The organism is Kitasatospora kazusensis (assembly GCF_039529945.1).
GTDB classification, from domain to species: Bacteria; Actinomycetota; Actinomycetes; order Streptomycetales; family Streptomycetaceae; genus Kitasatospora; species Kitasatospora kazusensis.
Window position 1 is genome coordinate 38,840 of record NZ_BAAANT010000002.1, and the last position, 23,075, is coordinate 61,914.

The window sequence follows — 23,075 nt, forward strand, 5'->3', positions numbered from 1 at the left end:
GGGGCCCGCTGTGCGGAACGGGTACTACTCGGCGTCGCGCTGCTCCGGAACGGCGGCCAGGCCGCCCTCCTCCGGGAAGTGGCAGGCGGTCAGGTGGCCGTCCACGTTGCCGGAGAGCTGCACGAGCGGCGGCTCCTCCGTGGCGCACTTGTCCTGCGCCTTCCAGCAGCGGGTGCGGAAGCGGCAGCCCGACGGCGGGTTGATCGGCGAGGGGACGTCGCCGACCAGCCGGATGCGCTCGCGGTTGTCGTCCGGGTCGGCCTCGGGGACGGCGGAGAGCAGCGCGTGGGTGTACGGGTGCCGGGGGCTCTCGTACAGCGACTTGCGGTCGGCGATCTCGACGATCTTGCCGAGGTACATCACCGCGACGCGCTGCGAGAAGTGCCGGACGATGGCGAGGTCGTGCGCGATGAACAGGAACGCGATGCCGAGGTCCTTCTGCAGCTGCTGCAGCAGGTTGACGACCTGGGCCTGGATCGAGACGTCCAGCGCGGAGACCGGCTCGTCGGCCACGATCAGCTTCGGCGAGAGCGACAGCGCGCGGGCGACGCCGATGCGCTGGCGCTGGCCGCCGGAGAACTCGTGCGGGAAGCGGTTGTAGTGCTCCGGGTTGAGACCGACGGTCTCCAGGAGCTCCTGCACCTTCTTCTGCACGCCGCCGGGCGGGTTGATGCCGTTGATCTCCATCGGCGCGCCGATGATGGCACCGACGGTCTGCCGCGGGTTCAGCGAGGAGTACGGGTCCTGGAAGATCATCTGGATCTCGGACCGGATCGGCGCCAGCTGCTTGCGGTTGGCGTGCGAGATGTCCTGGCCGGCGTAGGTGATCGTGCCGGCGGTCGGCTCGTAGAGCCGGGTGACCAGGCGGCCCAGGGTCGACTTGCCGCAGCCGGACTCGCCCACCAGGCCGACCGACTCGTTGGCGTGCACGGTGAGGTCGACGCCGTCCACCGCGTGCACCGCGCCCACCTGGCGCTTGAACAGGAAGCCGTCCATCACCGGGAAGTGCTTCTGCAGCCCGGAGAGCTGGAGCAGCGGCTCGCCGACGGTCGGGGTGTGGCCATCGGCCTTGTCGAGGGTCAGTTCGTTGCTCATGGTGTGTAACCGGTCCCTCTCAGCCGAGCCGCGGCTGGATCTGGTCGATGAAGATTTCCTGCTTCTGTCCGGCGGACAGGTGGCAGGCGGTGGCGTGCCCGGCCTCGGGGGCGAGCGGCGGGCGCTCGGTGGTGCACTTGCCGCCGATGACCTGCTCCATGTGGTCGCAGCGGGGGTTGAACGGGCAGCCCGTCGGCGGGTTGATCAGGCTCGGCGGGGTGCCGCGCACCGGGCGGAGCGGTACGTCGACCGGGCCGGTCAGGTTGGGCATCGAGGAGAGCAGGCCCCAGGTGTACGGGTGCTTCGGGGTCTTCAGCACCTCGCGCACGGTGCCGCGCTCGACCGCCCGGCCCGCGTACATCACCATGATGTCCTTGGCGGTCTTGGCGACCACGCCGAGGTCGTGGGTGATCAGGATGATCGCCGTGCCCATCTCCTGCTGGAGCTCCTGGAGCAGGTCGAGGATCTGGGCCTGGACGGTGACGTCCAGCGCGGTGGTCGGCTCGTCCGCGATCACCAGGGCCGGGTTGCAGACCAGCGACATGGCGATCATCGCGCGCTGGCGCATACCGCCGGAGAACTGGTGCGGGAAGTCGTCGACCCGGGTGGTCGGCTGCGGGATGCCGACCTTGGTCAGCATCTCGATCGAGCGCTCCCGGGCCTCCTTCTTGCTCGCACCGGTGTGCTTGCGGTAGGTCTCGCCGATCTGCGCGCCGATGGTGTGGAACGGCGAGAGCGCGGTCAGCGGGTCCTGGAAGATCATCGACATGGTGTGGCCGCGGAGCTTCTCCAGCTCGCGGTTGGGCGCGCCGACCAGCTCCTGGCCCGCCAGCTTGATCGAGCCGGTGATCTCGGTGTTGGCCGGGTTGTGCAGCCCGAGGATCGCCAGGTTGGTCACGGACTTGCCGGAGCCGGACTCACCGACGATACCGAGCGTGGTGCCCCGCTCGACCTCGAAGGAGAGGTTGTCCACGGCCCGGACCACGCCGTCCTCGGTGCTGAAACGGACCGAGAGGTCGCGGACGGAGAGGAAGGACGAGCTGCCGCCGGGGGCGGCCGTCTCCTCGGGCTTGGCCTGGGTGGTCATGGACAGGGCTCCTCGGTGTGGTACGTGAGGTCGTGGTACGTAGGGGCGGTACGGCGGGGCGGCCGGGGTGTCGGCCTGAGCGCCGGCGGGGTGCGGCCGACGGCGGATCAGGCCGGCCGGACGGTCAGGCCGGACAGATGATCAGGCCAGACGGATGCGCGGGTCGATCAGAGCGTACGCGGCGTCCACGATGATGTTCGAGAACACGATGAAGGTGGCCGCCACCATGGTGACGCCGACCATCATCGACAGGTCGGACTGGACGATCGAGTCGATGGCCAGTCGGCCGAGACCCTGGAGGCCGAAGGTGTACTCGGTGATGATGGCGCCGCCGAGCAGGACACCGAGGTCGATGCCGAAGACCGTGACGATGGTGCCCATCGCACCGCGCCAGGCGTAGCGCAGGAAGACCGAGCGACCGGACATGCCCTTGGCCCGCGCCGTCCGCACGTAGTCCTCGGAGAGCTGCTCGACCATCGAGGAGCGCGTCATACGGGTGTAGTTGGCGGTCCAGATGAGCGAGAGCACGATCCACGGGACGAGCAGGCCGGTGAACCAGCCGACCGGGTCCTGGGTGATCGGCACGTACTGCGGCAGCTGGAGCCAGTCCGTGGAGTAGACGAGGGCCCAGAGGGCGAGCGGCCCCGCGACGTAGATCTGCATCGAGGAGGCGATCAGCGAGGCGGAGCTGGCGATCTTGTCGGCGGGCTTGCCCTGCTTGTGGGCGGCGAGCATGCCGGTACCGATGCCGAAGAGCAGGAAGACGACGGCCGAGCCGATGGTCAGCGAGACCGTGGTCGGGAAGCGGTCGAGCAGGGTGTTGGTGATCATCTCCTGCTTGACGTACGAGTAGCCGAAGCAGGGGGCGTTGCAGTGGCCGTTGCCGCCGAAGTCACGGCCGGTGAAGATGCCGGAGAACCAGTCCCAGAACTGCACCGGCACCGGCTTGTCGAGCTGCATGCTGTGACGGATCAGGGCCAGGTTCTCGGGGGTGCAGACCTTGCCGCAGGAGAGGCGCGCCGGGTCCGCCGGTACGGCGAAGAACAGCGCGAAGGTGACCATGCTGATGATCAGCAGGATGACGAGTGCGCCGAGTGAACGGCGGACGAGGAAACGGAGCATGGGTCGGGCTCTCCTGGTCGGGGCGCCGGCTGCGAGTGCGGTGGGCGGGAGCAGGGCGGGGCGGTGGGGCCGGGTCAGCGGGGCACCGGCGCTCTGTGGTGCAGAGGCCGGTGCCCCGCTGTTACTGCTGCAAGCTGACTACTACTTGACGAAGATGTTGAGCGGGTACTGCAGACCCATCAGGGAGTCGAACTTGACGCCGCCGAGGCCCGAGCCGTACAGGCTCAGCGAGCGCTGGTAGACGTCCGGGATGGAGACGGCCTTCTCCTGCAGCTCCTTGTCGATCGCGGCCCAGGCCTTGCCCTGCGCGACCGGGTCGGCGATCTTCACCGCCGCGTCCATCTCCTTGCTGATGGTCGGGTCGTTGAAGTGCGCGTAGTTGGAGGCACCGTCAGCGATGACGCGGCCGTCCCAGACCTGCTGCAGCGAGGTGTAGCCGGTCGGCCAGTCGGCGCTCCAGCCGCCCCAGTACAGGTCGTACTGGTTGGCGATCAGGGCGGTGGAGTCGTAGTACGTCTTCGCGTCGAGCGGCTTGGCCACGAACTTGAAGCCGGCCTTCTCCAGGGCGATGCGGATCGCCTCGGTGACGCTCTGCTGCAGCGGGGTGTTGTTGTACGCGTACACGATCGTGGTGCCGAGCGCGTTGGCGTCCGTCAGCAGCTTCTTGGCCGCCTCCGGGTCACCGGCGGGCTTCTTGAGCGTGTCGAACGCGTCGTTCTGCTCGTACCCGAGGATGGTCGGGCTCATGTACGTGGTCGCGTAGTCGCCGTAGCTGGTGCCGCCCTGGAGCTGGCGGGTCTGCTGGTGCGGGAACGCGCGGATCAGCGCCTCACGGATCTTGGGGTTCGTGATCCGGGTGTTGTTGATGTAGTAGTAGTCCACGAACGGCGTCAGGCCGTTGAGGGTACGGTCCTTCAGCTTCGGGTCGGCCTTCACCTGGTCGACGAAGCTCGGGTCGACCGTGTTGTGGAAGCTGAACGAGGTCTTGTCCGTGCCGTTGTCGGCCATGAAGCGCTGGGTCGAGTCCTTGGCCTGGACGCCGAACTCCATGTGCCACTTGTCCGGGTACGCGTTACGGATCGGGTCCGTGGCCGGGTCCCAGTTGGGGTTGCGCTCCAGGTCGATCGACTTGTCCGTGACGTGCGACACGATCTGGTACGGACCCGAGGAGAACGGCTTCTTGTCGTACGCCTCCTTCGTGTCCTGCGCCTTCGGGACGACGCCGTAGGCGGTCATCGCGAAGGTGAAGTTGGCGTCCGGGTGGACGTCCGTGAACTTGTAGACGATCGTCTTGGCGTCCGGGGTCTGCACCGACGGCAGGTCCTGGCCGCTGAACGGGCCCGGGTAGATGTCGCGGTACTTGTCGACCGAACCGGTCAGCCAGCTCTGGATGTAGGTCGGGCCGGACTTGATGAACGGCGCGAACTGACGCTCGATCGAGTACTTGACGTCGCCCGAGGTGATCGCGGTGCCGTCCTGCCACTTCACGCCGTCCTTCAGCGTGAACTTCCAGGTCTTGCCGCCGTCGGTGGTGGTGCCGGTGTCGGTGGCGAGGTCACCGACCAGCTTCGAGGAGCCGTCCGGCATCATCTTGTAACCGGTCAGGCCACGCGTGAAGAGCAGCGAGATCTCGGAGTTGTAGTTCAGGTAGACGTTGCCCGGGTCCAGGTGCGAGAAGTCGTCGCGGTCGATCATCGTGACCGTGCCGCCCTTCTTCGCGTTCGGCTCCGCGATGGCGGGGCCGGTGGAGTCCGCGGCGGTGCCCACGGCGACCGTGGTGGCGGCGACCTTGGACTCGCTGGGGGCGGCGCTGCTGCCGGTGTGCGCACTGGAGCAGGCGGTCGTGACAGTGAGAGCCCCGACAACCATGACGGCGGCTGCGAGCCTCCGCGACTTACGAGCGTTCATGTTCATCCTGCCTATGTGGAAGATGCTGATTATTCGGTGGGTTGCCCGGGGCGGGCGTGCCGATCCCCCCGGAGTCTGTGGGTGCCGCTCGGATGCTGAAACCCGGTCGGCCAGCGCTCGGTCAGCGCTTGGTCTTCGGGTCGAAGGCGTCCCGGACGGAGTCCCCGAGCAGGTTGAAGGCGAGGACGAAGATCACCATCGCCAGACCGGGGAAGAGCAGGAAGGTGATGTCGGTCCGCAGGTAGTTCGCGGAGTTCGCGATCATGCGGCCCCAGTCGGGGGTCGGCTCGGTGACACCGACGCCGAGGTAGGACAGACCGGCTTCGGCGGTCACGAAGGCCGGGAGCGCGAGGGTGGACTGCACCAGGATCGGGGTCCACAGGTTCGGCAGCAGCTCCTTGAAGATGATCCGGGCCGGCGAGGCACCGGTCACCTTCGCGGCCTCGACGAACTCCCGCTCGCGCAGCGACAGGGTGGTCGCGCGCAGGATGCGGGAGAGCGACATCCAGCCGAGCACCGAGAGCACGGTGGTGACGGTCACGAACGGCAGCCAGGCCGGCGGGTCCTGGTCGCTGGGGACCAGCAGGCTGTTGACGATCGGCACCGTGGCGACCAGGAAGATCTGCGACGGGAACGACATCAGGATGTCGATGAACCGGCCGATGAAGTAGTCGGTCTTGCCGCCGATGTAGCCGGACGCGATGCCGAAGGCCACGCCGAGCGCGGTGGTGATCACCGAGGTCGCGAGGGCGATGATCAGCGAGGTGCGGATGCCGTAGACCAGCTGCATGAAGATGTCGCGGCCGAGGCCGGGCTCCAGGCCGAACCAGAAGTCGCCGCTCATCCCGCCGTTGGCCCCGGTCGGAAGGCCGGAGTCGGTGAGCAGGCTCGGGTCGTTCTGGCCGTACGTCGTGGTGGCGTCCTTGCCGTAGATCATCGAGATCAGCGGCGCGGCGATGGCGACCAGGATGAACAGCACCACGATCACGGCGCTGATGACGCCCGTGCGGTCGCGCATGAAGCGGCGCCACATGAGCTGGCCGGGGGAGAGCCCGCGGAAGACCGGGGCAGACGCGGCTTCGGTCTGGCTGAGCGTGTCGGCCGTCCCGAGAGTGTCGGCCTCGGTCGGGGCCTGAGTGGGGTTAGTCATGGTGCTGGAGCTCCCGCCCGGGGTGTAGCGGCTGCAAAAAGAGTGATCGCACGGACTCTTGCAAGTCGTTTATCGAACGTCAAGAGTTCCTCAGTTGCTGGCCGCGCATTTCTTGCATTGTGTTGGAATGTCAACCACTTTGTAGTTCCAGACATCTTGACAAGCGCTGAGCGAGACGGTCATATCGGACATACCGGTATAAGTTGCGTTCACGCGTCCGTAACGCGTCCAGGGAACTCCGTTATCAGGACGCCGGGTTCGGGCCGGGGGGTGCGCAACGCGCGTAGATACGATGTCCGATTTGGGTGTTATGCAGGGGTTTGATTGGCACAATTGAGTGTCCGATTATCGGACAGTCCTGTTTTTGGGTGCACCTGACGAATTCCCGGCCCCCACTGACGGCAGAGTCCATAATCCACTGGCTGAATGTCACTCACCGTTGCTGGCAATTTCACGCCACTGGCGAGTTTCCGCCGCTTATTGCGATCCCTTGGAGCCCCCTCCGGCGCCGGCCGTCACATCGACCTCTGCCCCTGGGAGCAGATGATCCCGTATCAGGATTCGGCGTCGGCGGCCGCCCCTGGGCAGTGCCCCCAAGCGGATCGGACTCGCTGGTGGCACATCCTGCTGACGGGCGAACGGCTTGTCGACGGGTCGGGTATCAAGTCTTGGTAACGCGCCGGAGCGCGCCGTTGGCTGCGCTGGAATGTCCGGTTATGGCCCGCCATTGGCGAGGATTGGCCAGCGCTGGCGGGGCTGTGCGCCGGGCCGTGCGCCGGGCTGCGGGGCCGGGCCGCGGGCCGGTCGGAGGCTCTTCGGAGGCCCTTCGGGGCCCCGTCGTGGGCCGGCCGCCGACACGACGGAGCGCCCAGCGGCAGGCGGCCGTGGGGCCGCCGCTGCTGGGCGCTCGGTGGTGCGCGGGGGACTGCCGGGACCGTGGGGGACGGGCCCGCCCGTGCTCGGCGGATCAGCTCACGGGGAAGTGGAAGACCCGCTCCTTCGGCCCCGTCTTGCTGAAGACCGAGGCGATGCCGTCCGCGACGTCCTGCGGCGTGATCGGCGCGAGGGCGCCGTTCTTCTTCTGCTTCGACTTGTCGAAGGCACCGCCCAGCGCGTCGTTCAGCTTGTCGTAGTCCCACTTGAGGGCGACCGCGCCGGACGCGTCCGGCACCAGGGTGAGTGCCTTGGCGGCGGTGCTCCTGCCGAACTCGAACTTCTTCACGGCGCCGACGTAGACCGTGACGTTGCCGTTCAGCACCGACTTGCCGAGGCTGTCGGCGGCGGCCTGCAGGGCGTCCGCGGACACCTTCGGCTGAGCCGCCGTCACCGGGACGGTCAGCACGGCGTCGGGCAGCCCGGCCGCGCGGTCGCGGTAGGCCTGCTCGACCTGGGCGAGCGCCGAGGCGGCGTCCACGGCCTGGCCCGCCTTGCCCGGTACCACCTGGGTCTGCCCGTCCGGGGTGAAGCGGACGAAGCCCTCCTGGAGGCCCTGGCCGGAGTTGCCGCCCAGCGAGTCCAGCGCCGCCTTCAGCTTGGCCTGGTCGATCTTCACCTCGGGTACGACGGCCTTGCTGCCGCCGGCGAGCGAGCCGATCACCTCGACCGGGTTGTAGCTGTGCTTGGTGAGGGCGTCCACCGTCGCGGTGGTGTCGAAGCTCAGCCCGGCGGCGGTCGGGTCGAGGTCGACGGTCTGGTCGCCGATCTTGAGCTTGACCGGTCGCTGCCCGGCCTTGCCGACCGTGCCGTCCAGCACGCTGAGCGCCTGGTCGCGGGCGTCGCCGCCGATCTCCGTCCCGAGCACGGTGGTGCCCGAGGGGATGTCGGCCTGGTTGAGCATCAGGCCGGTGCCGTACGCGGCCGCGCCGGCGAAGAGCAGACCGCCGACCGCGTAGGCCGCCAGCTTGGGTGCCTTGCTCTTGCGGCGGGGCGCCGCGGCGGGCTCGTCGGCAGGCCCGGCTCCGGCCGCCTTGGGCTTGGCCGCCTTGGGCTCGGCGCCGTCGGGCTCGGCCGCCTCCGGCTCCGCCGGCTTGGCTTGGCCGGCCGGCTGGGGCCGGCCAGGGCCGGGCTGCTCGGTGAAGCCGCCCGGGGGCGTCGGTGCGCCCGGTGCGGCGCTGCCGAGGCTGCCGGGGAAGGGCGGCGCGGGCTCGTACGACACGTCGGCGAAGCGGCCGCCGCGGTTCGGCTGGGCCGTCCCGAACGGATCCGGTTGGGCGGGCTGGGACGGCTGAGCGGGCTGACGGTTCGTCGCGAACGGGTCGGCGCCCTGGGCGGCGAACGGGTCGGCGGCCTGCGGCGCCCGAGGACCCTGCGGGTTCTGCGGGCCCTGCGGACCCTGAGGGGCCCGGGCCGTCGAACCGAAGCGGTCGGTCGTGGGCAGGCCGGGTATGGCCGCCGTCGGCGGGAAGTCGTCCAGGACCGGGGGGAAGCCGCCGATCCGGGTGTCCTCGGAGCCGTCGGTCGCCCGCGGCGGCTCGGGCCGCCGGGCCGCCGGCTGCTGCGGCTGCTGCTGGTTCTGCCGGGGGCCGCCCTGCGGACCCCGCCGGGTCGCGAACGGGTCGTTGTCGGGTGCGGGTGCGGGTGCGGGCGCGAACGGGTCGGCGGGCCCGGTGGCGAACGGGTCCGGCGGGCCCTGGCGGTAGGGGTCGCCTGTGTACGGGTCTCCGGAGCCGTTCACGGGCGCCGCGCCCCCGAACACCTGGCCGCGCCCGTCGGTGCCGCCCTGCGGGCCGCCCTGGGCCCGGCCCGGGCCCTCGGTCGCCCGGCGGCCGGCGTCGTTGCCGGCGAACGGCGAGGCCGGAGCCCCGCTCGGCACCGGCCCGTCGCCCTGCCAGGTCTCGCCGTTCCGGACCCCGGGGGCCGTGGGCTGCGAGGGCACGGAAGGCTGCGCGGACTGCCGGGCGGGAGCGGGAGCGGCTGCGGGAGCCGCTGCCCGGGGGGCTGCACCGGCCGGTGCCGGGGCGGGACCGGAGTCCTGGCGGCCCTTCTGGCGCGGCCGGAACCACTCGCCGGTGGACTCGGAGGACGAAGCCGCCTCGGGCTCCGGCTGCTGCCACTCCGGCGGCAGGTTCGGCGGCGTCGCCGTCCGCTCGCCGGCGTCGACCATGCCGAGCACGGGGGAGGAGGGCGGGCCCGAGCGGTGCCGGGGGCCGGCCGGCTCGGCGGGCGCCTCTTCGTTCTTCACCGTGGAGCGCACCACCACCGGCGGGATCGGCCGGGAGCCGGGGATGTTGATCCGCACCCGCGTGGTCAGCGTGGTCTCGGTCTTCGGCACGTCGTCGCCCTCGGGCGCCCCGGTGGACTCCACCGGGCCGGGGCCGGAGCCGGGGCCGAAGCCGTTCGGAAGCCCGGTGCCGTACGGCGGGGTGCCCGACGGGTAGGCGTCCGCACCCTCTCCCGGCCGTCGGCCGGAGTTGCCGCCCTGGCGGGGCGGCGGGTACGCGCTGTCAGATTCGCGGCTGCTCAATGCTGCTCTGCTCCGGGTTCGCGACCGCGCCGTGGGACGGCGACCGCGGGTTGTGGGCCGCCAGACCTCATCGGCGGCGACTGCCGCCGCGCGATGAACCTGACGAACCCTCCGACACCAGTCTCTTTAACGTGGGCTTGCGGCAGGCCGCCCGCCTCGCGATTGGGAGGAAGGTACCTGCTGTTCCATCCTCCGCGCCCGCCGGGGCCGACCTGTCGCGGCACCACCTTACTGGGAAGACCAGCACGGCGAACGGCATCGGATAGAACCTGATACGTCCGGTTTCTGTCCGGTATGGGCTTACGGGTGCCGCTCCCTGACTGCCCGTCGCCGCCCGCTCACCCCCTGGGGCCGGGGGCGCCGAATCCGAAGCCCGACCTGGTCGGCAGAGTGGCGCAGATCACGCCGCTGATCGAGCCGACGAACAGGTAGACGTACGAGGTCGCGTCGGCCGCCAGGATGAAGTCGCCCTCCGGACGCGGGGTCATCAGCACGAGCAGCATCAGGAACCAGCCGAACATCGCCGCGCCGGCCCCGAGCTTGGTCCCGGTGACCCGCAGCCCGCCGTAGAAGACCGCCACCGTCGCGGCCAGCGCGAGCAGCAGCCCGCCCGGCTGCCAGAGCGACTGGACGAAGCAGCCGCAGAGCGAGACCAGCGCGCCGAGCAGAGCCAGCAGCACGTAGGCGACGATCCGCCCGCCGAGCGGCGGCCCGGGCTCGGCCAGCCGCTCCGCGCGGGTGCCGAGCACCCGGGCGATCGGGCTGCGGGCGGCCGGGCCGCGGGTGGCCGGGGCGTCGGCCGCCGGGGTCCGGGCCGCCCGGTTGCGGGTCATCGGGTCGCTGCTCATCGGGCCGCCTCCGCGTCCAGGCCGGCGAACAGGTCGGGTTCCGGTGCGCCGGGCCCCGGTTCGCCGTGGACGAGCTGGTAGTACTCGGTCGCCAGCAGCGGCTGCCCGAGGTTGTTGCTGAGGGCGAAGAACTCCCCGTCCACCGTGATCTGGGTGGCGTGCGCCCGCATCGCGGCGGCCTTCGCCCCGGCGTACGCCGTGCCGTCCAGCGCGGTGGTGACCACCTCGTCGTCCACCACGCCGGGGATGTCGCCGGTCGCGGCCACCCCGGGGAAGAGCGCCTTCGCGGCCGTGTCGCGCAGCCCCTGCTCGATCACCGAACGCGGCATCCGGTTGTAGTACACCTTGGCGATCCGCCAGGCCGGGCCCAGTTCGGGCCGGTAGCCGGGGTCGGCCGCCAGCCGGTACGCCCGCATCGCGACCCGGTGCGCCTGGATGTGGTCGGGGTGGCCGTAGCCGCCCTGCTCGTCGTACGTCACCAGTACCTGCGGCCGCACCTCACGGACCACCGCGACCAGATGCCCGGCGGCCTCGTCCGGCTCGGCCCGCCAGAAGCAGCCCGGGGCGTCGTTCTCCGGCACGCCCATCATCCCCGAGTCCCGGTAGCGGCCCGCGCCGCCCAGGAAGCGGACGTCGTCGACGCCCAGCTCCCGCATCGCGGCGGTCAGCTCGCCGATCCGGTACGTGCCGAGGGTGTCCTCCCGATCGGCCGTCAGGGAGGCCAGCCCGGGCGGGATCACCTCGCCGCCCTCGCCGAGGGTGCAGGTCACCAGGGTGACCGAGGCGCCCTCGGCGGCGTAGCGGGCCATGGTGGCGCCGTTGTTGATCGACTCGTCGTCGGGGTGGGCGTGCACCAGCAGCAGGCGGCGGGTCGGCCGGTCGGTGGCAGCGGTCATGGGCAGCAGCCTATCGACCGCCCCGCCCGCACCGGCCTCCACGCGCCCCCTGCCGGGCACGGGCCCACGCCCTAGAGCTTCAGGCCATTGATCATCCCCGCGACGTTGCTGGTCACCTGTTGGATCGACGGCGCGATCGAGCTGGACGCGAGGTAGAAGCCGAGCAGCGAACAGATGATCGCGTGCGCCAACTTCAGGCCGGACCGGCGGATCAGGACGATCACGATGACCAGCATCAGCACGGCGGCGGAGATGGACAAAGGCATGACGGCTCACACCCCTTCTCGGGTGCGCCGCCCCGGGGGAGGGCGGCGGTCGGGACAAGCTCTCGACCCGGCGCCGGGAAGAACGGGACGTTCCGGCTCCGCATCACTGAGTCAAGGAATACCCGATCAGTGAGGATTGCATTACTTACCGTGAGGCCGCACGGGCCGGGGCACGGGAGCGTCCGGGGGCGCATGCCCCGGTGGGACGGGGTGCGGTGGCCCGACGGGGTGACTTCCGGTAGCTGCTCCGAACGGGTGAGGAGCGCAGCCAATAGGGTCTGGAGTCATGACCACCGATAGCTCCGCCGCCACCTTCCCCCGGCAGTACGCGCGCACCCTGCGCTACACCGTCGGCGCGCCCCGGTCGTTCGCCGTCGCACCCGACGGCGCCCGGGTCGCCTTCCTGCGCTCCCGCTCCGGGACGGACCGGGCCAACCTGCTCTGGACCCTCGACGCCGCAACCGGCGAGGAGCGGATCGCCGCCGACCCGGCCGCGCTGCTCGGCGGCGGCGAGGAGGACCTCTCGCCCGCCGAGAAGGCCCGCCGCGAACGCAGCCGCGAGGGCTCGGCCGGCATCGTCGGCTACGCACTGGACGGCTCCGGCACGCTGGCCGCCTTCGCCCTCTCCGGCCGGCTCTTCACCGCGGACCTGCGCACCGGCACCGCCCGCGAGCTGCCCGCCACCGGCCCGCTGGTCGACCCGCGCCCGGCGCCCGACGGCGTCCACGTGGCGTACGCCAACACCGCCGGCGAGCTGCGGCTCAGCCGCGCCGACGGCACCGCGGACCGCGTGCTCGTCGCGCCGGAGCGCGCCGGGGTGACCTGGGGACAGGCCGAGTTCATCGCCCAGGAGGAGATGGACCGCGACCGCGGCTACTGGTGGTCCCCCGACAGCGACCGGCTGCTCGTCGCCCGGGCCGACGACGCCCCCGTGCAGCGCTGGTGGATCGCCGACCCGGCCAACCCCGGCACCGCGCCCGCCGAGGTCGCCTACCCCGCGGCCGGCACGCCCAACGCCGAGGTGACCCTCTGGCTGCTCGGCCTGGACGGCGCCCGCACCGAGGTGGTCTGGGACCGCGAAGCCTTCCCCTACCTGGCCCGGGTGCACTGGTCGGCGAACGGCGCCCCGCTGCTGCTGGTCCAGGCCCGCGACCAGCGCAGCCAGCAGATCCGCACCGTCGACACCGCCACCGGCGCCACCGAGCTGCTGCGCGCCGAGCAGGACCCGGTCTGGCTGGACCTCTTCCCCGGCGTCCCCGCCTGGACCCCGGGCGGCGAGCTGGTCCGGATCGACGACGAGAGCCAGGTCCGCGCGCTGGTCGTCGGCGACCGGCAGCTCACCGGTGACACCCTGCACGTCCGCTCGGTCTTCGCGATCACCGACGACTCGGTCCTGTTCAGCGCCTCCGCCGGGCCCTCCGACATCGATCTGCCGCCGGGCTGGACGGGCCTGTTCCGGGCCGGCCCGGACGGCGTCACCCGGTTCGCCGACAACGGCGACGGCGCCGCCTCGGCCGTCCACGGCGGCGGCCTCACCGTGCTCTCCACCACCTCCGCCACCCAGCCCGGCAGCACCGTCCGGGTGCTCCGGGGCGACGAGGTGATCGCCACCATCGCCTCGCACGCCGAGACGCCGCTGCTCACCGCCCGCCCGCAGTTCCGGTTCGCGGGCGAGCGGTGCATCCCGTCCGCCGTGTTCCTGCCCACCGGGTACGACCGCGAGCGCGACGGCCTGCTGCCCGTCCTGATGGACCCGTACGGCGGCCCGCACGGCCAGCGCGTGGTCCAGGCGCACAACCCGCACCTGACCTCGCAGTGGTTCGCCGACCAGGGCTTCGCGGTGGTCGTCGCCGACGGGCGCGGCACCCCCGGGCGCAGCCCCGAGTGGGAGAAGGCGATCGCCTTCGACTTCGCCGGCGTCACCCTGCAGGACCAGGTCGACGCGCTGCACGGCCTCGCCGAGGAGTTCCCGCTCGACCTCGGCCGGGTCGGCATCCGCGGCTGGTCGTACGGCGGCTACCTGTCCGCCCTCGCCGTGCTGCGCCGCCCCGACGTCTTCCACGCGGCCGTTTCCGGCGCCCCCGTGACGGACTTCGGGCTCTACGACACCCACTACACCGAGCGCTACCTCGGCCACCCCGCCGAGCGCCCGGAGGTCTACCAGGCCAACTCGCTGATCCCGGACGCGCCCAAGCTGGAGCGCCCGCTGATGCTCGTGCACGGCCTGGCCGACGACAACGTGGTCGCCGCGCACACCCTGCGGCTCTCCTCCGCCCTGCTGGCGGCCGGCCGCGCGCACACCGTGCTGCCGCTCTCCGGGGTCACCCACATGACCCCGCAGGAGGAGGTCGCGGAGAACCTCCTGCTGCTGCAGGTGGAGTTCCTGAAGAACGCGCTCTAGCCGTGAGGGGCGCGGGGAGCTGAGCGGAGGGCGGAGGCCGCGGGCCGCTGCCTTCCGATTCGCGCAGTTCCCCGTGCCCCCGGGGCAGCCGCACATGACATCCGTCATGCGCAGGAGGCGACACCGCACACTGCCGACGGCCCCGGTGCTCGCGGGAATCTTGGGAGGTCAGCCTTTCAGGAGAGGACGCGGACGGATGAGTACACGGGTCAACGAAGGCGGTGAGGTCGCCGCCTTCAGGAACGTCAGCAAGAGCTACGGCCGGGTGAAGGCGGTGAACGGCCTCGACCTGGTGCTGCGCCCCGGCGAGACGGTGGCGCTGCTCGGCCCCAACGGCGCCGGGAAGTCCAGCAGCCTCGATCTGCTGCTCGGCCTGCGCGACCCGGACCAGGGCAGCGTCTCGCTGTTCGGCGGGACGCCACGGGAGGCGATCGAGACCGGCCGGGTCGGCGCGATGCTGCAGAGCGGCGGTCTGATGGGCGACGTCAAGGTCCGCGAGCTGGTGAAGTTCGCCTGCGCCGTCCACCCGCGCGGCCACCGGCCCGAGGAGGTGCTGCGCAGCGCCGGCATCACCGAGATCGCCGACCGCAAGGTCGACAAGCTCTCCGGCGGCCAGGAGCAGCGGGTCCGCTTCGCGCTCGCCGTCGCCGGGGCCAACGACCTGATCGTGCTGGACGAGCCGACCACCGGCATGGACGTCAGTGTCCGCCGCCAGTTCTGGGCCACCATGCGGGCCCAGGCCGACGCCGGGCGGACGGTGCTCTTCGCCACCCACTACCTGGAGGAGGCGGACTCGATCGCCGACCGGGTGCTGGTCCTGCACAAGGGCCGCCTGATCGCCGACGGCACCTCCGCCGAGATCAAGGCCAAGGCGGGCGCCCGCCGGATCACCTTCGAGCTGCACAACTCGGACGGCGCGCTCGACGAGGCCGCCCTGCGGACGCTGCCGGGCACCGTCAGCCTGGACGTCACCGGCCACGCCGAGGGCGTCCGGACGGTCCGGATCCGCAGCACCGACGCCGATGCGGGGGTCGCGGCGCTGTACAAGGCCGGCTTCTACCCGCACGGCCTGGAGGTCACCAGCCTGGGGCTGGAGCAGGCCTTCCTGACCATCACCGGCGAAGCCGACTCCGACTCCGACCTCGGTCCCGACTCCGGCTCCGGCTCCGACGACTCCGCTGTGGAGAGTGCGCGATGACCACCCTGATCCAGTTGGAGATCCTGCGCACCCTGCGCAACAAGCGGTACGTGCTGTTCACGGTGCTCTACCCGGCCCTGCTCTACGTCTTCTTCATCAGCGCCTACAGCGGCGGCTCGGTGGCCGGCGGCGTCCCGGCGAAGTCGTACTTCATGGTCTCGATGGCCACCTTCGGCGCGGTCGGCGCCGTCCTCACCGGCAGCGCGCAGCGGATCTCGGTGGAGCGCAAGACCGGCTGGGTGCGGCAGCTGAGGCTGACCGCCCTGCCCGGCCGGGCGTACACCCTGGGCAAGATCGCCGCCTGCGCGGTCACCACGCTGCCCGCGATCCTGGTGGTGTTCGCGATCGGTGCGGTCGAGGGGGTCCGGCTCGGCGCGGTGCAGTGGCTCGGCCTCGGGGCCGCGCTCTGGCTCGGCAGCTTCGTCTTCGCGGCGCTGGGCGTCGCCCTCGGGTACGCCGCGCAGCCGGACTCGGTGCAGCCGGTCGTGATGATCGTCTACATGCTGATGGCCCTGTTCGGCGGCACCTGGTTCCCGGTCGGCGAGTCGCTCAAGAAGTTCGCCCGCTTCAACCCGGTGTACCAGTACAACCAGCTGGCCTCCTTCACCCAGCCCGGCCACTCGCTGGACACCTCCGCGGTCGCGGGCCTGGCGGGCTTCCTCGCGCTGTTCGTCGCGGGGGCGGCCTTCCTGTACCGCAAGGACACCAAGCAGGCATGATGGCCGCCATGCCCAAGACGCCTCCGGACCACCGCCCCGACGACGCGGGGGAGGCGGTCCGGAGGCGTCCCTCGTTCGCGCGTTCGTTCGGCGTGACGCCCGGGGCGCCGGTCGAGAACCGACGCCAGCTGCTGGTGAAGCTCTCCTGGATGTCGCTGTGGATGATCTACCTGCTCTACCCGATCGGCGACCTGGCGGGGAGCCGGCACGGGACGGCCGCCAAGGTGGCGGGCGGGGTCGCGCTGGTGCTCTTCCTGGCCTGCTACTTGAGCCTGGTGGCGTTCCGGTCGACCCGGTCGGACGGCAACTGGCGCGGCAACCACGTGATGGTCGGCCTGATGCTGGCGTTGGCCACCGCCACCTCCTTCGGGCTCGGCGAGGCCTGGCTGACGCTCTTCACCTACGCCTCGGTCTGCGTCGGCGCGGTGCTGCCGCCCAAGCGCGGACTCCCGGGGATCGCGCTGGTCACCGCGCTGGCGCTGGCCGTCTCGCTGCTGGTGCACGCCGACGCGACCACGCTGGTGTCGATCATCCTGCCGTGCTTCCTCGGCGGGTTCGCGATGACCGGCCTGCAGCGGCTGATCGGCACCATGAAGGAACTGCGCGAGGCCCGGGCCGCCGTCGCCCACCTCGCCGCCGCCGAGGAGCGGCTGCGCCTGGCCCGGGACCTGCACGACCTGCTCGGGCACTCGCTCTCGCTGATCACCATCAAGAGCGAGCTGGCCGGACGGCTGATGGACCAGGACCGGCAGGAGGCGGCCCGTGCCCAGGTCGCCGACATCGAGAACGTCGCCCGGCAGTCCCTGGTCGACGTCCGGGAGGCGGTCGGCGGCTACCGCAGGCCGACCCTGCCGGTCGAACTCGCGGCAGCCCGGACCGCCCTGACGGCGGCCCAGATCGACCTGCACGCCGACCCCGCGGTCGCCGACGGCCTCCCGGGCCTGGGCGGCGAGGAGACCGGCGCGCTCGCCTGGGCGCTGCGCGAGGCCGTCACCAACGTCGTCCGGCACGGCGAGGGCGCCTCCGTCTGCACGGTCGCCCTGGACGAGACCTGGGAGGGCGAGGGCGAGCGCTATGCCGTCCTGGAGATCGCCGACAACGGCCACGGCCCGGGCAAGTCCGGCCCGGGCAACGGCCTTTCGGGCCTGGAGGAGCGGCTCGCCCTGGTCGGCGGGCGCCTGGAGACCGGCCCCGGGGCACGGGGGAAGGGCTTCCGGCTGCGGGCGTTCGTCCCCTTGCGCACCGTCTCCGTCCCGGCGGCCGATAGTGTGCCGGAATGATCAGAGTGCTGCTCGCCGAGGACCAGGGGATGGTACGGGAGGCGCTGGCCGCGCTGCTCGGGCTCGAAGGCGACATCGAGGTGGTCGCGCAGGTCTCGCGCGGCGACGAGGTGGTGGCCGCCGCGATCGCGCACGAGGCCGAGGTCGCCGTGCTGGACATCGAGATGCCGGGGATGACCGGGATCGAGGCCGCCGCCGAACTGCGGGCCCGCCGGCCCGGGACGAAGGTCGTGATCGCCACCACCTTCGGCCGGCCCGGCTATCTGCGCCGGGCGATGGAGGCGGGCGCGGACGCCTTCCTGGTCAAGGACGCCCCGGCGGCCGAACTGGCCCAGGCCATCCGGCGGGTGCTGGCCGGTGAGCGGGTGATCGACCCGACGCTGGCCGCCGCCGCACTGGCGGAGGGCGCCAACCCGCTGACCGCCCGCGAGCGCGACGTGCTCGCGGCGGCGGCGGACGGCGCGGTCAACGCGGACATCGCCCGGCGGCTGCACCTCTCGGAGGGCACCGTCCGCAACTACCTCTCGATGGCGATCCAGAAGACCTCCGCCCGCAACCGCGCCGAGGCGGTCCGGGTCGCCCGCGAGAAGGGCTGGCTGTAGGCCCGCAGGGGCTCGGCTGAGGCGGTGCCGGGCCGCCCGCGCGTCGTGGCGCGGCCCGCAGGGCTTCAGTTGAGGCGGTGCCGGGCCGCCCGCGCGTCGTGGCGGACCCGGGAGGCGGTCTCCGGGTCGAAGGCGTCCAGGATCTCCGCGTACGCCTCCATCTCGCCCGCCCCGGCGAGGAAGTCGCCGGTGCGGACGAGCAATTCGGCGCGCTCCAGCCGGAGCTGGGCCGGGTGGCGGGGGAGCAGCAGCGAGAGCTCGGTGGCCCAGAGCTGGGTGCGGGCGTGTTCGGGCCGGTCGGCCGCCCAGCCGCGGATGTTGCCGAGTACCCGCAGGACGATGTCCAGCGGTGCCGCGGGGGTGAGGAGTTCGGGTGTGAAGTGGTGGCCGGCGGCGAGCACCAGCCGGGCGACGTCCGGCAGGTCGAGCAGCCGCCCGCCGTGGTACGGGTCGGCAAGCACGTAGTCGCTGTCCTCGGCCGGGCCGCCGACCGCGACGATGAAGTGGCCCGGCAGGGCGACCCCGCGCACGCTCAGCCCGGCGCGGGCGGCGACCGCCGTCCAGACCAGGGAGAGCATGATCGGCAGCCCGCGCCGCCGCCGCAGTACGTCCGGCAGCAGTGAGGACTCCAGCCGCCGGTAGTCCGCCGGGCGCCCGTGGTAGCGCTCCCGCCCGCCGAGCATGGCGGCCAGCAGAGCGGCCGTCTCCTCCGGGTTGGCGGGCGCCCGCTCGGCCACCGCCAGCCGGACGGCGGCGGCGTGCCGGTCCAGCGCGGCCTGGCAGGCGGCCAGCAGCGCGTCCAGGGTGGGTGGTTCCTCGCGTTCGGCGCCCGGGCCGGGGGCCGGCGGCGCACCGGGCGCGGCCGGGGCCGGCGCGGTCAGCAGGTGCTCGGCGGCCGCGAGCAGGCAGAGCAGCACCGGGTCCGGGTGCTCGGCCCTGGCCTCGGTACGGAAGCGTGTTCTGCTCTGCTCGGTCACAGCAGCCTTCGTCTGTCCGGGGTGGGTGTTACCGCCGGCTTCTTACGGCGGGCTTCTTACGGCTGGCTTCTTACGGCTGGGAGGCTCGCTACGGCTGGGAAAGGCGGGCGTAGTGGTAAGTGTGACTGGTCGTGAAGCCGAGCCTGTCATAGAGCGCCGTCGCGGCCGTGTTCTCCGCCTCGACCTGGAGGCAGCCGCCGGTGGCGCCCTCCTCGGCGGCCCGTGCCGCGAGCACGGCCGTCACGGTGGTGGCCAGGCCGGTGCGCCGGGCGTACGGCGCGGTCTCGATCGCGCTGAAGAAGGCCCACGGGCCGTCCACCACGCAGCGGCCGATCGCGGCCGGCGTGCTCCCCTCGGGCGAGCCGGCCGGCGCGGGGACGGTTGCGAACCAGATGGATGGGCCGCCGTGCAGCACCCGGCGGGCGGCCTGCTCGACCTCGGGGGAGGCTCCGGCGGCGCGCTGGTAGAGCGACTGCCAGGCCGGGCCGGCCGTCCGGGAGAGCCGCACGCGCTCGTACCCGCCGCCGAGCCGGACCAGCGGCGCGAGCGAGGCGGTCCGGACCAGGGTGGCGGCCAGCCGGGGGCCCTGCCGGTCGAGTTCGGCGGTGAGGTCCTCGGACGAGCCGGGGACGGTCACCTCGACGAGGGCGGGCAGGCCGCGGGCGGCGTACCAGTCCCGGACGGCGGCGAGCGCCTCCGGCAGCGGCCGGCCCGGATCGCCGAGGGCCTGCGCCGAGTTGGCGCGGCGGGTGTACCCGGCCGAGGCGCGCAGCGTCCAGCCGCCGAGCGGCTCCTGCTCCAGGGCGGGCCAGCAGCGCGCGGCGAGCCGCTGGAGTTCGGCCGGACCGGCCGCCGGGAGGGGTGCACGCCGGGCCGGGAAGAGCGGTACCGTCTTCCCCGCGACCAGCAGTTTCTCGGCGAATGAGACCGGTTCGCAGTTACGGGGGACCACCGTCAGGGCATGATCGTCCCAGGATGTGAGCACACCGATCACATCCCGGAACACCGGACGCCCGTCCACGAGCTCCGAGATGCGCCGCGCTGACACCCGTCGTCCCACGTCAGAGCGGTCTATCCGCACCTCGGGACGGTGTCCCAGGGGGGCTTCGGCGATCATCTGGGGAACCTCCTGTGCATTCGCGGTCTCTGACCCGCGATACTAGGGGCGGGCATCGACGACGCCGCGCGCAACCGCGCACGCAACCAATAGTTTGGGCGCCAGCCCTTCCGAGGAGGAACGACAGCGTGACCTACGTCATCGCGCAGCCTTGTGTCGACGTCAAGGACAAGGCGTGCATCGAAGAGTGCCCCGTCGACTGCATCTACGAGGGGGAGCGCTCCCTCTACATCCACCCGGATGAGTGCGTCGACTGCGGCGCCTGCGAGCCGGTCTGCCCGGTCGAGGCGATCTTCTACGAGGACGACACTCCCGAGGAGTGGAAGGACTACTACAAGGCGAACGTCGAGTTCTTCGACGACCTCGGTTCGCCCGGTGGTGCCTCGAAGCTCGGCCTGATCGAGAAGGACCACCCGTTCATCGCGGCCCTCCCGCCGCAGAACGCCGACCACTGATCGGTGGCAGCTGAGCTGTGAGCACGGACAACGCTCCGCACGCGCCGCTCCCGGGTGAACCGGGGGCGGCGCGGCGCCCGTTCCTGAAGTCGAAGGTGTCGGACCTGCTCCCCACCTTCCCGTGGGACAAGCTGGAGCCCTACAAGCGGACGGCGCTCGCCCACCCGGGCGGGCTCTGCGACTTCTCGGTCGGCACCCCGGTGGACTCCGTCCCCGAGGTGATCCAGAAGGCCCTGGCCGCCGCCTCGGACACCCCCGGGTACCCGACCGTCTGGGGCCCGCTGGAACTGCGGTCGGCGATCGCCGGCTGGCTGAACCGCCGGGTCGGCGCCGAGATCGGCCCCGAGGCGGTCCTGCCGACCGTCGGCTCCAAGGAGCTGGTGGCCTGGCTGCCGACCCAGCTCGGACTCGGCGCGGGCGACCAGGTGGCCTACCCGCGCCTGGCCTACCCGACGTACGAGGTCGGGGCCCGGCTCTGCGGGGCCGAGGCGGTCGAGTACGACGACGTCTCGGAGCTGGACCCGGCGAGGGTCCGGCTGCTCTGGCTCAACTCGCCCTCCAACCCGACCGGGCGGGTGCTGTCCGTCGCGGAGCTCCGCCGGGCGGTGGAGTGGGCGCGGGAGCACCGGGTGCTGCTGGTCAGCGACGAGTGCTACCTGGAGCTGGGCTGGGAGGCCGACCCCGTGTCGGTGCTGCACCCGGACGTCTGCGGCACCGGCCCGGACCGGCACGAGGGCCTGCTCGTCGTCCACTCGCTCTCCAAGCGGTCCAACCTGGCCGGCTACCGGGCCTCGTTCGTGGCCGGCGACCCGGAGGTGGTCCGGGAGCTGCTGGAGATCCGCAAGCACGGCGGCATGATCGTGCCCGCCCCGGTGCAGGCGGCGACCGTCGCGGCGCTCGCGGACGACGCCCACGTCGTCGAACAGCGCGAGCGCTACGCCGCGCGCCGTGCGGCACTGCGCGCGGCGCTGGAGGCGTACGGCTTCCGGATCGAGCACTCCGAGGCCAGCCTGTACCTGTGGGCGACCCAGGACCGGCCCTGCTGGGAGACCGTGGCCGAGCTTGCCGGACTGGGCATCCTGGTGGCGCCCGGGGACTTCTACGGACCGGCCGGCGACCGCTTCGTCCGGGTGGCGTTCACCGCCACCGACGAGCGGGTGCAGGCGGCCGTGCAGCGGCTGACCCGCTGAACGGCCGGGTTGCCGGACCGACCGGGCCGCCGACCCGCTGAACGACCGACGGAGGGCCGCCGGGGAGCTGTGCTGCTCCCCGGCGGCCCTCCGCCGTACCCGGCCGCCCGGCGCGCGGGTCTCGCGCGCCGGACGGCCCGTCGGCCCGTCGGCCGACCGACTCCGGGTCGGACCGACCCCGGGCCAGACCGAACCCGGATCAGACCGGCAGCGTGCCGCCGCCCAGCGAGGCGCCGTTCAGGCCGGCCACGCCGAGGCCGCCGAGCAGGTGGCTGAGGGCGTCGGTGGGGCTGCCGCCGCCGAGCTGCGGGGCGCTGCCGCCCAGGCGGTTGCCGTCGGGGTGGCTGGTCAGCGCGCCCAGCGGGCCGGGCAGGGCCGGCAGGGACTTGGTGACGTTGCCCGCGTTCGGCATGCCGCCGCTCAGACCGCCGGGCAGGCCGCTGGTCAGACCGGCGGTGGGCAGGCCCTGGGTCAGGCTGCCGACCGGGTTGCTGGCGGTCGCCGAGCGCTGGGCGCCGCCGGCCATCGGGACCAGCTTGCCGGTGATGGCCGGGCCGGCCCGGTCGACCAGCGCCGGGGCGAGCCGGCCCGCGACCTCGGTCAGGGTGCCGGTCATGGCGGCGGTCTTGGCCGCCGGGCCGGTCACGCCGCCGAGGGTCTTGTTGGCGTCCGGCAGCGCGGCCGCCACGGTGTGGCCGGCCGCGTCGGCGGTGGCCGGGACACCGGCCTGGACGGTGGCCGCGCCCGTGGTGCCCGCGGCCTGGCCGACGTCGTGGGCTGCTCCCTGCACCGTCGAGGCGCCGGAGGGCGCGTCGAGCTGGGTCAGGCCGGCCCCCAGGTCGCTCTTCGGCAGCAGGTCGGCGGCGGACGCGGACCCGGCTACGACGAAGGGGGTCGCACCGGCCGCGACGAGCAGCGCGGCCTGGGCGATCCGGCGCGTGAGGGGGTGAGACATGGTGCTCCTAAGAGGTGAGGTTGCCCGGCCGGGCGCTGCTGCGGTTCCTGTCGGTTCCTGCGCAGGGCACGGCCGGGCGGACGGAGTGATTACCGCCGGAGCAGCCAGAAGGTTTCGCTCGAACAAGGTAAAGGGTTTCTAAAGATCAGACGATCCTTTTTCCGACATCACGGACATTTCGCCCAGCTGATCGAGCGCCGAGGAAACGTCACACCCCTTGGCGGGCAACGGGAGCACGGAACCGCCCCACCCGGCCGTGGCGGGGTGGGGCGGGGGGCTCGTTCCGTCCACGTACGTTGACAGGAATCACCCGGTGGGCGGTAACTCGCCCACCAGTGCGTCAACC

General features: G+C 72.2%; 19 protein-coding genes. 7 read left to right on the plus strand and 12 right to left on the minus strand.

Annotation, left to right across the window (positions count from 1 at the left end):
• Nucleotides 1–24: 24 nt before the first annotated feature.
• The 9 genes from ABD330_RS02310 to ABD330_RS02350 all read right to left on the minus strand — a co-directional run bounded on the left by ABD330_RS02310 (nt 25) and on the right by ABD330_RS02350 (nt 11,835).
• Complete coding sequence (locus ABD330_RS02310) at nt 25–1,095, minus strand: ABC transporter ATP-binding protein (RefSeq protein ID WP_344460100.1); 1,071 nt, start codon at nt 1,093–1,095, stop codon at nt 25–27.
• A 19-nt stretch (nt 1,096–1,114) separates the two neighbouring features.
• The gene (locus ABD330_RS02315) at nt 1,115–2,182 is read right to left on the minus strand and encodes an ABC transporter ATP-binding protein (protein WP_344460101.1); all 1,068 of its coding nucleotides are present in this window, start codon (nt 2,180–2,182) and stop codon (nt 1,115–1,117) included.
• A gap of 141 nt (nt 2,183–2,323) precedes the next feature.
• Nucleotides 2,324–3,304 (minus strand): ABC transporter permease, encoded by a 981-nt coding sequence (locus ABD330_RS02320; RefSeq protein WP_344460103.1) that lies wholly within the window; start codon nt 3,302–3,304, stop codon nt 2,324–2,326.
• 141 nt (nt 3,305–3,445) lie between these two features.
• A complete protein-coding gene (locus ABD330_RS02325; protein ID WP_344460105.1) occupies nt 3,446–5,212 on the minus strand; it encodes an ABC transporter substrate-binding protein in 1,767 nt (588 codons plus the stop codon).
• Nucleotides 5,213–5,333: 121 nt separating this feature from the next.
• Complete coding sequence (locus ABD330_RS02330; RefSeq protein ID WP_344460106.1) at nt 5,334–6,362, minus strand: ABC transporter permease; 1,029 nt, start codon at nt 6,360–6,362, stop codon at nt 5,334–5,336.
• Nucleotides 6,363–7,329: 967 nt separating this feature from the next.
• Entirely contained in the window at nt 7,330–9,825 is a 2,496-nt protein-coding gene (locus tag ABD330_RS02335) for a peptidoglycan binding domain-containing protein (RefSeq protein ID WP_344460108.1), read from the minus strand.
• A 338-nt stretch (nt 9,826–10,163) separates the two neighbouring features.
• Entirely contained in the window at nt 10,164–10,673 is a 510-nt protein-coding gene (locus ABD330_RS02340; RefSeq protein ID WP_344460109.1) for a DUF6113 family protein, read from the minus strand.
• Nucleotides 10,670–11,569 (minus strand): N-acetyl-1-D-myo-inositol-2-amino-2-deoxy-alpha-D-glucopyranoside deacetylase, encoded by a 900-nt coding sequence (mshB, locus tag ABD330_RS02345; RefSeq protein WP_344460111.1) that lies wholly within the window; start codon nt 11,567–11,569, stop codon nt 10,670–10,672. The genes ABD330_RS02340 and mshB overlap by 4 nt, the downstream gene beginning before the upstream one ends.
• Nucleotides 11,570–11,640: 71 nt before the next feature.
• Complete coding sequence (locus ABD330_RS02350) at nt 11,641–11,835, minus strand: DUF2304 family protein (protein WP_280715139.1); 195 nt, start codon at nt 11,833–11,835, stop codon at nt 11,641–11,643.
• A 286-nt stretch (nt 11,836–12,121) separates the two neighbouring features.
• On the opposite strand from ABD330_RS02350, the gene ABD330_RS02355 reads away from it, so the two are divergent.
• The 5 genes from ABD330_RS02355 (at nt 12,122) to ABD330_RS02375 (ending at nt 18,035) form a co-directional block, all read left to right on the plus strand.
• Nucleotides 12,122–14,236 carry a prolyl oligopeptidase family serine peptidase gene (locus tag ABD330_RS02355; protein ID WP_344460114.1) on the plus strand — a complete coding sequence of 705 codons (2,115 nt, stop codon included), beginning with the start codon at nt 12,122–12,124 and terminating at the stop codon, nt 14,234–14,236.
• 196 nt (nt 14,237–14,432) lie between these two features.
• Complete coding sequence (locus tag ABD330_RS02360; RefSeq protein WP_344460115.1) at nt 14,433–15,434, plus strand: ABC transporter ATP-binding protein; 1,002 nt, start codon at nt 14,433–14,435, stop codon at nt 15,432–15,434.
• The gene (locus tag ABD330_RS02365; RefSeq protein ID WP_344460117.1) at nt 15,431–16,153 is read left to right on the plus strand and encodes an ABC transporter permease; all 723 of its coding nucleotides are present in this window, start codon (nt 15,431–15,433) and stop codon (nt 16,151–16,153) included. The genes ABD330_RS02360 and ABD330_RS02365 overlap by 4 nt, the downstream gene beginning before the upstream one ends.
• Nucleotides 16,154–16,161: 8 nt before the next feature.
• The gene (locus ABD330_RS02370; RefSeq protein ID WP_344460118.1) at nt 16,162–17,433 is read left to right on the plus strand and encodes a sensor histidine kinase; all 1,272 of its coding nucleotides are present in this window, start codon (nt 16,162–16,164) and stop codon (nt 17,431–17,433) included.
• On the plus strand, nt 17,430–18,035 hold the full coding sequence (locus tag ABD330_RS02375) for a response regulator (RefSeq protein ID WP_344460120.1): 606 nt from the start codon (nt 17,430–17,432) through the stop codon (nt 18,033–18,035). Before ABD330_RS02370 ends, ABD330_RS02375 begins: the two co-directional genes overlap by 4 nt.
• 65 nt (nt 18,036–18,100) lie before the next feature.
• Here the strand turns inward: ABD330_RS02375 and ABD330_RS02380 are convergent, their stop codons facing one another.
• Together ABD330_RS02380 and ABD330_RS02385 are read right to left on the minus strand one after the other, a co-directional pair.
• Entirely contained in the window at nt 18,101–19,012 is a 912-nt protein-coding gene (locus ABD330_RS02380; protein ID WP_344460121.1) for a transglutaminase family protein, read from the minus strand.
• Between the two features lie 88 nt (nt 19,013–19,100).
• Nucleotides 19,101–20,129 (minus strand): GNAT family N-acetyltransferase, encoded by a 1,029-nt coding sequence (locus ABD330_RS02385; RefSeq protein WP_425555410.1) that lies wholly within the window; start codon nt 20,127–20,129, stop codon nt 19,101–19,103.
• A 128-nt stretch (nt 20,130–20,257) separates the two neighbouring features.
• Here ABD330_RS02385 and fdxA point away from each other — a divergent pair, with 128 nt between their 5' ends.
• Both fdxA and dapC read left to right on the plus strand, forming a co-directional pair.
• On the plus strand, nt 20,258–20,584 hold the full coding sequence (gene fdxA / locus ABD330_RS02390) for a ferredoxin (protein WP_030275917.1): 327 nt from the start codon (nt 20,258–20,260) through the stop codon (nt 20,582–20,584).
• A gap of 83 nt (nt 20,585–20,667) precedes the next feature.
• Nucleotides 20,668–21,774, plus strand: coding sequence for a succinyldiaminopimelate transaminase (dapC, locus tag ABD330_RS02395; protein WP_344460588.1), 1,107 nt, complete (start codon nt 20,668–20,670; stop codon nt 21,772–21,774).
• A gap of 199 nt (nt 21,775–21,973) precedes the next feature.
• On the opposite strand, the gene ABD330_RS02400 is transcribed toward dapC, so the two are convergent.
• Nucleotides 21,974–22,729 (minus strand): hypothetical protein, encoded by a 756-nt coding sequence (locus tag ABD330_RS02400; protein WP_344460124.1) that lies wholly within the window; start codon nt 22,727–22,729, stop codon nt 21,974–21,976.
• Nucleotides 22,730–23,075: the final 346 nt, after the last annotated feature.

What these genes read in the sequence shown, in the direction of transcription:
- ABD330_RS02310 (WP_344460100.1), bottom strand. Translation starts at nt 1,095, where the DNA reads ATGAGCAACGAACTGACCCTCGACAAGGCCGATGGCCACACCCCGACC.
- ABD330_RS02315 (WP_344460101.1), bottom strand. Translation starts at nt 2,182, where the DNA reads ATGACCACCCAGGCCAAGCCCGAGGAGACGGCCGCCCCCGGCGGCAGC.
- ABD330_RS02320 (WP_344460103.1), bottom strand. Translation starts at nt 3,304, where the DNA reads ATGCTCCGTTTCCTCGTCCGCCGTTCACTCGGCGCACTCGTCATCCTG.
- ABD330_RS02325 (WP_344460105.1), bottom strand. Translation starts at nt 5,212, where the DNA reads ATGAACGCTCGTAAGTCGCGGAGGCTCGCAGCCGCCGTCATGGTTGTC.
- ABD330_RS02330 (WP_344460106.1), bottom strand. Translation starts at nt 6,362, where the DNA reads ATGACTAACCCCACTCAGGCCCCGACCGAGGCCGACACTCTCGGGACG.
- ABD330_RS02340 (WP_344460109.1), bottom strand. Translation starts at nt 10,673, where the DNA reads ATGAGCAGCGACCCGATGACCCGCAACCGGGCGGCCCGGACCCCGGCG.
- mshB (WP_344460111.1), bottom strand. Translation starts at nt 11,569, where the DNA reads ATGACCGCTGCCACCGACCGGCCGACCCGCCGCCTGCTGCTGGTGCAC.
- ABD330_RS02350 (WP_280715139.1), bottom strand. Translation starts at nt 11,835, where the DNA reads ATGCCTTTGTCCATCTCCGCCGCCGTGCTGATGCTGGTCATCGTGATC.
- ABD330_RS02355 (WP_344460114.1), top strand. Translation starts at nt 12,122, where the DNA reads ATGACCACCGATAGCTCCGCCGCCACCTTCCCCCGGCAGTACGCGCGC.
- ABD330_RS02360 (WP_344460115.1), top strand. Translation starts at nt 14,433, where the DNA reads ATGAGTACACGGGTCAACGAAGGCGGTGAGGTCGCCGCCTTCAGGAAC.
- ABD330_RS02365 (WP_344460117.1), top strand. Translation starts at nt 15,431, where the DNA reads ATGACCACCCTGATCCAGTTGGAGATCCTGCGCACCCTGCGCAACAAG.
- ABD330_RS02370 (WP_344460118.1), top strand. Translation starts at nt 16,162, where the DNA reads ATGCCCAAGACGCCTCCGGACCACCGCCCCGACGACGCGGGGGAGGCG.
- ABD330_RS02375 (WP_344460120.1), top strand. Translation starts at nt 17,430, where the DNA reads ATGATCAGAGTGCTGCTCGCCGAGGACCAGGGGATGGTACGGGAGGCG.
- ABD330_RS02385 (WP_425555410.1), bottom strand. Translation starts at nt 20,129, where the DNA reads ATGATCGCCGAAGCCCCCCTGGGACACCGTCCCGAGGTGCGGATAGAC.
- ABD330_RS02400 (WP_344460124.1), bottom strand. Translation starts at nt 22,729, where the DNA reads ATGTCTCACCCCCTCACGCGCCGGATCGCCCAGGCCGCGCTGCTCGTC.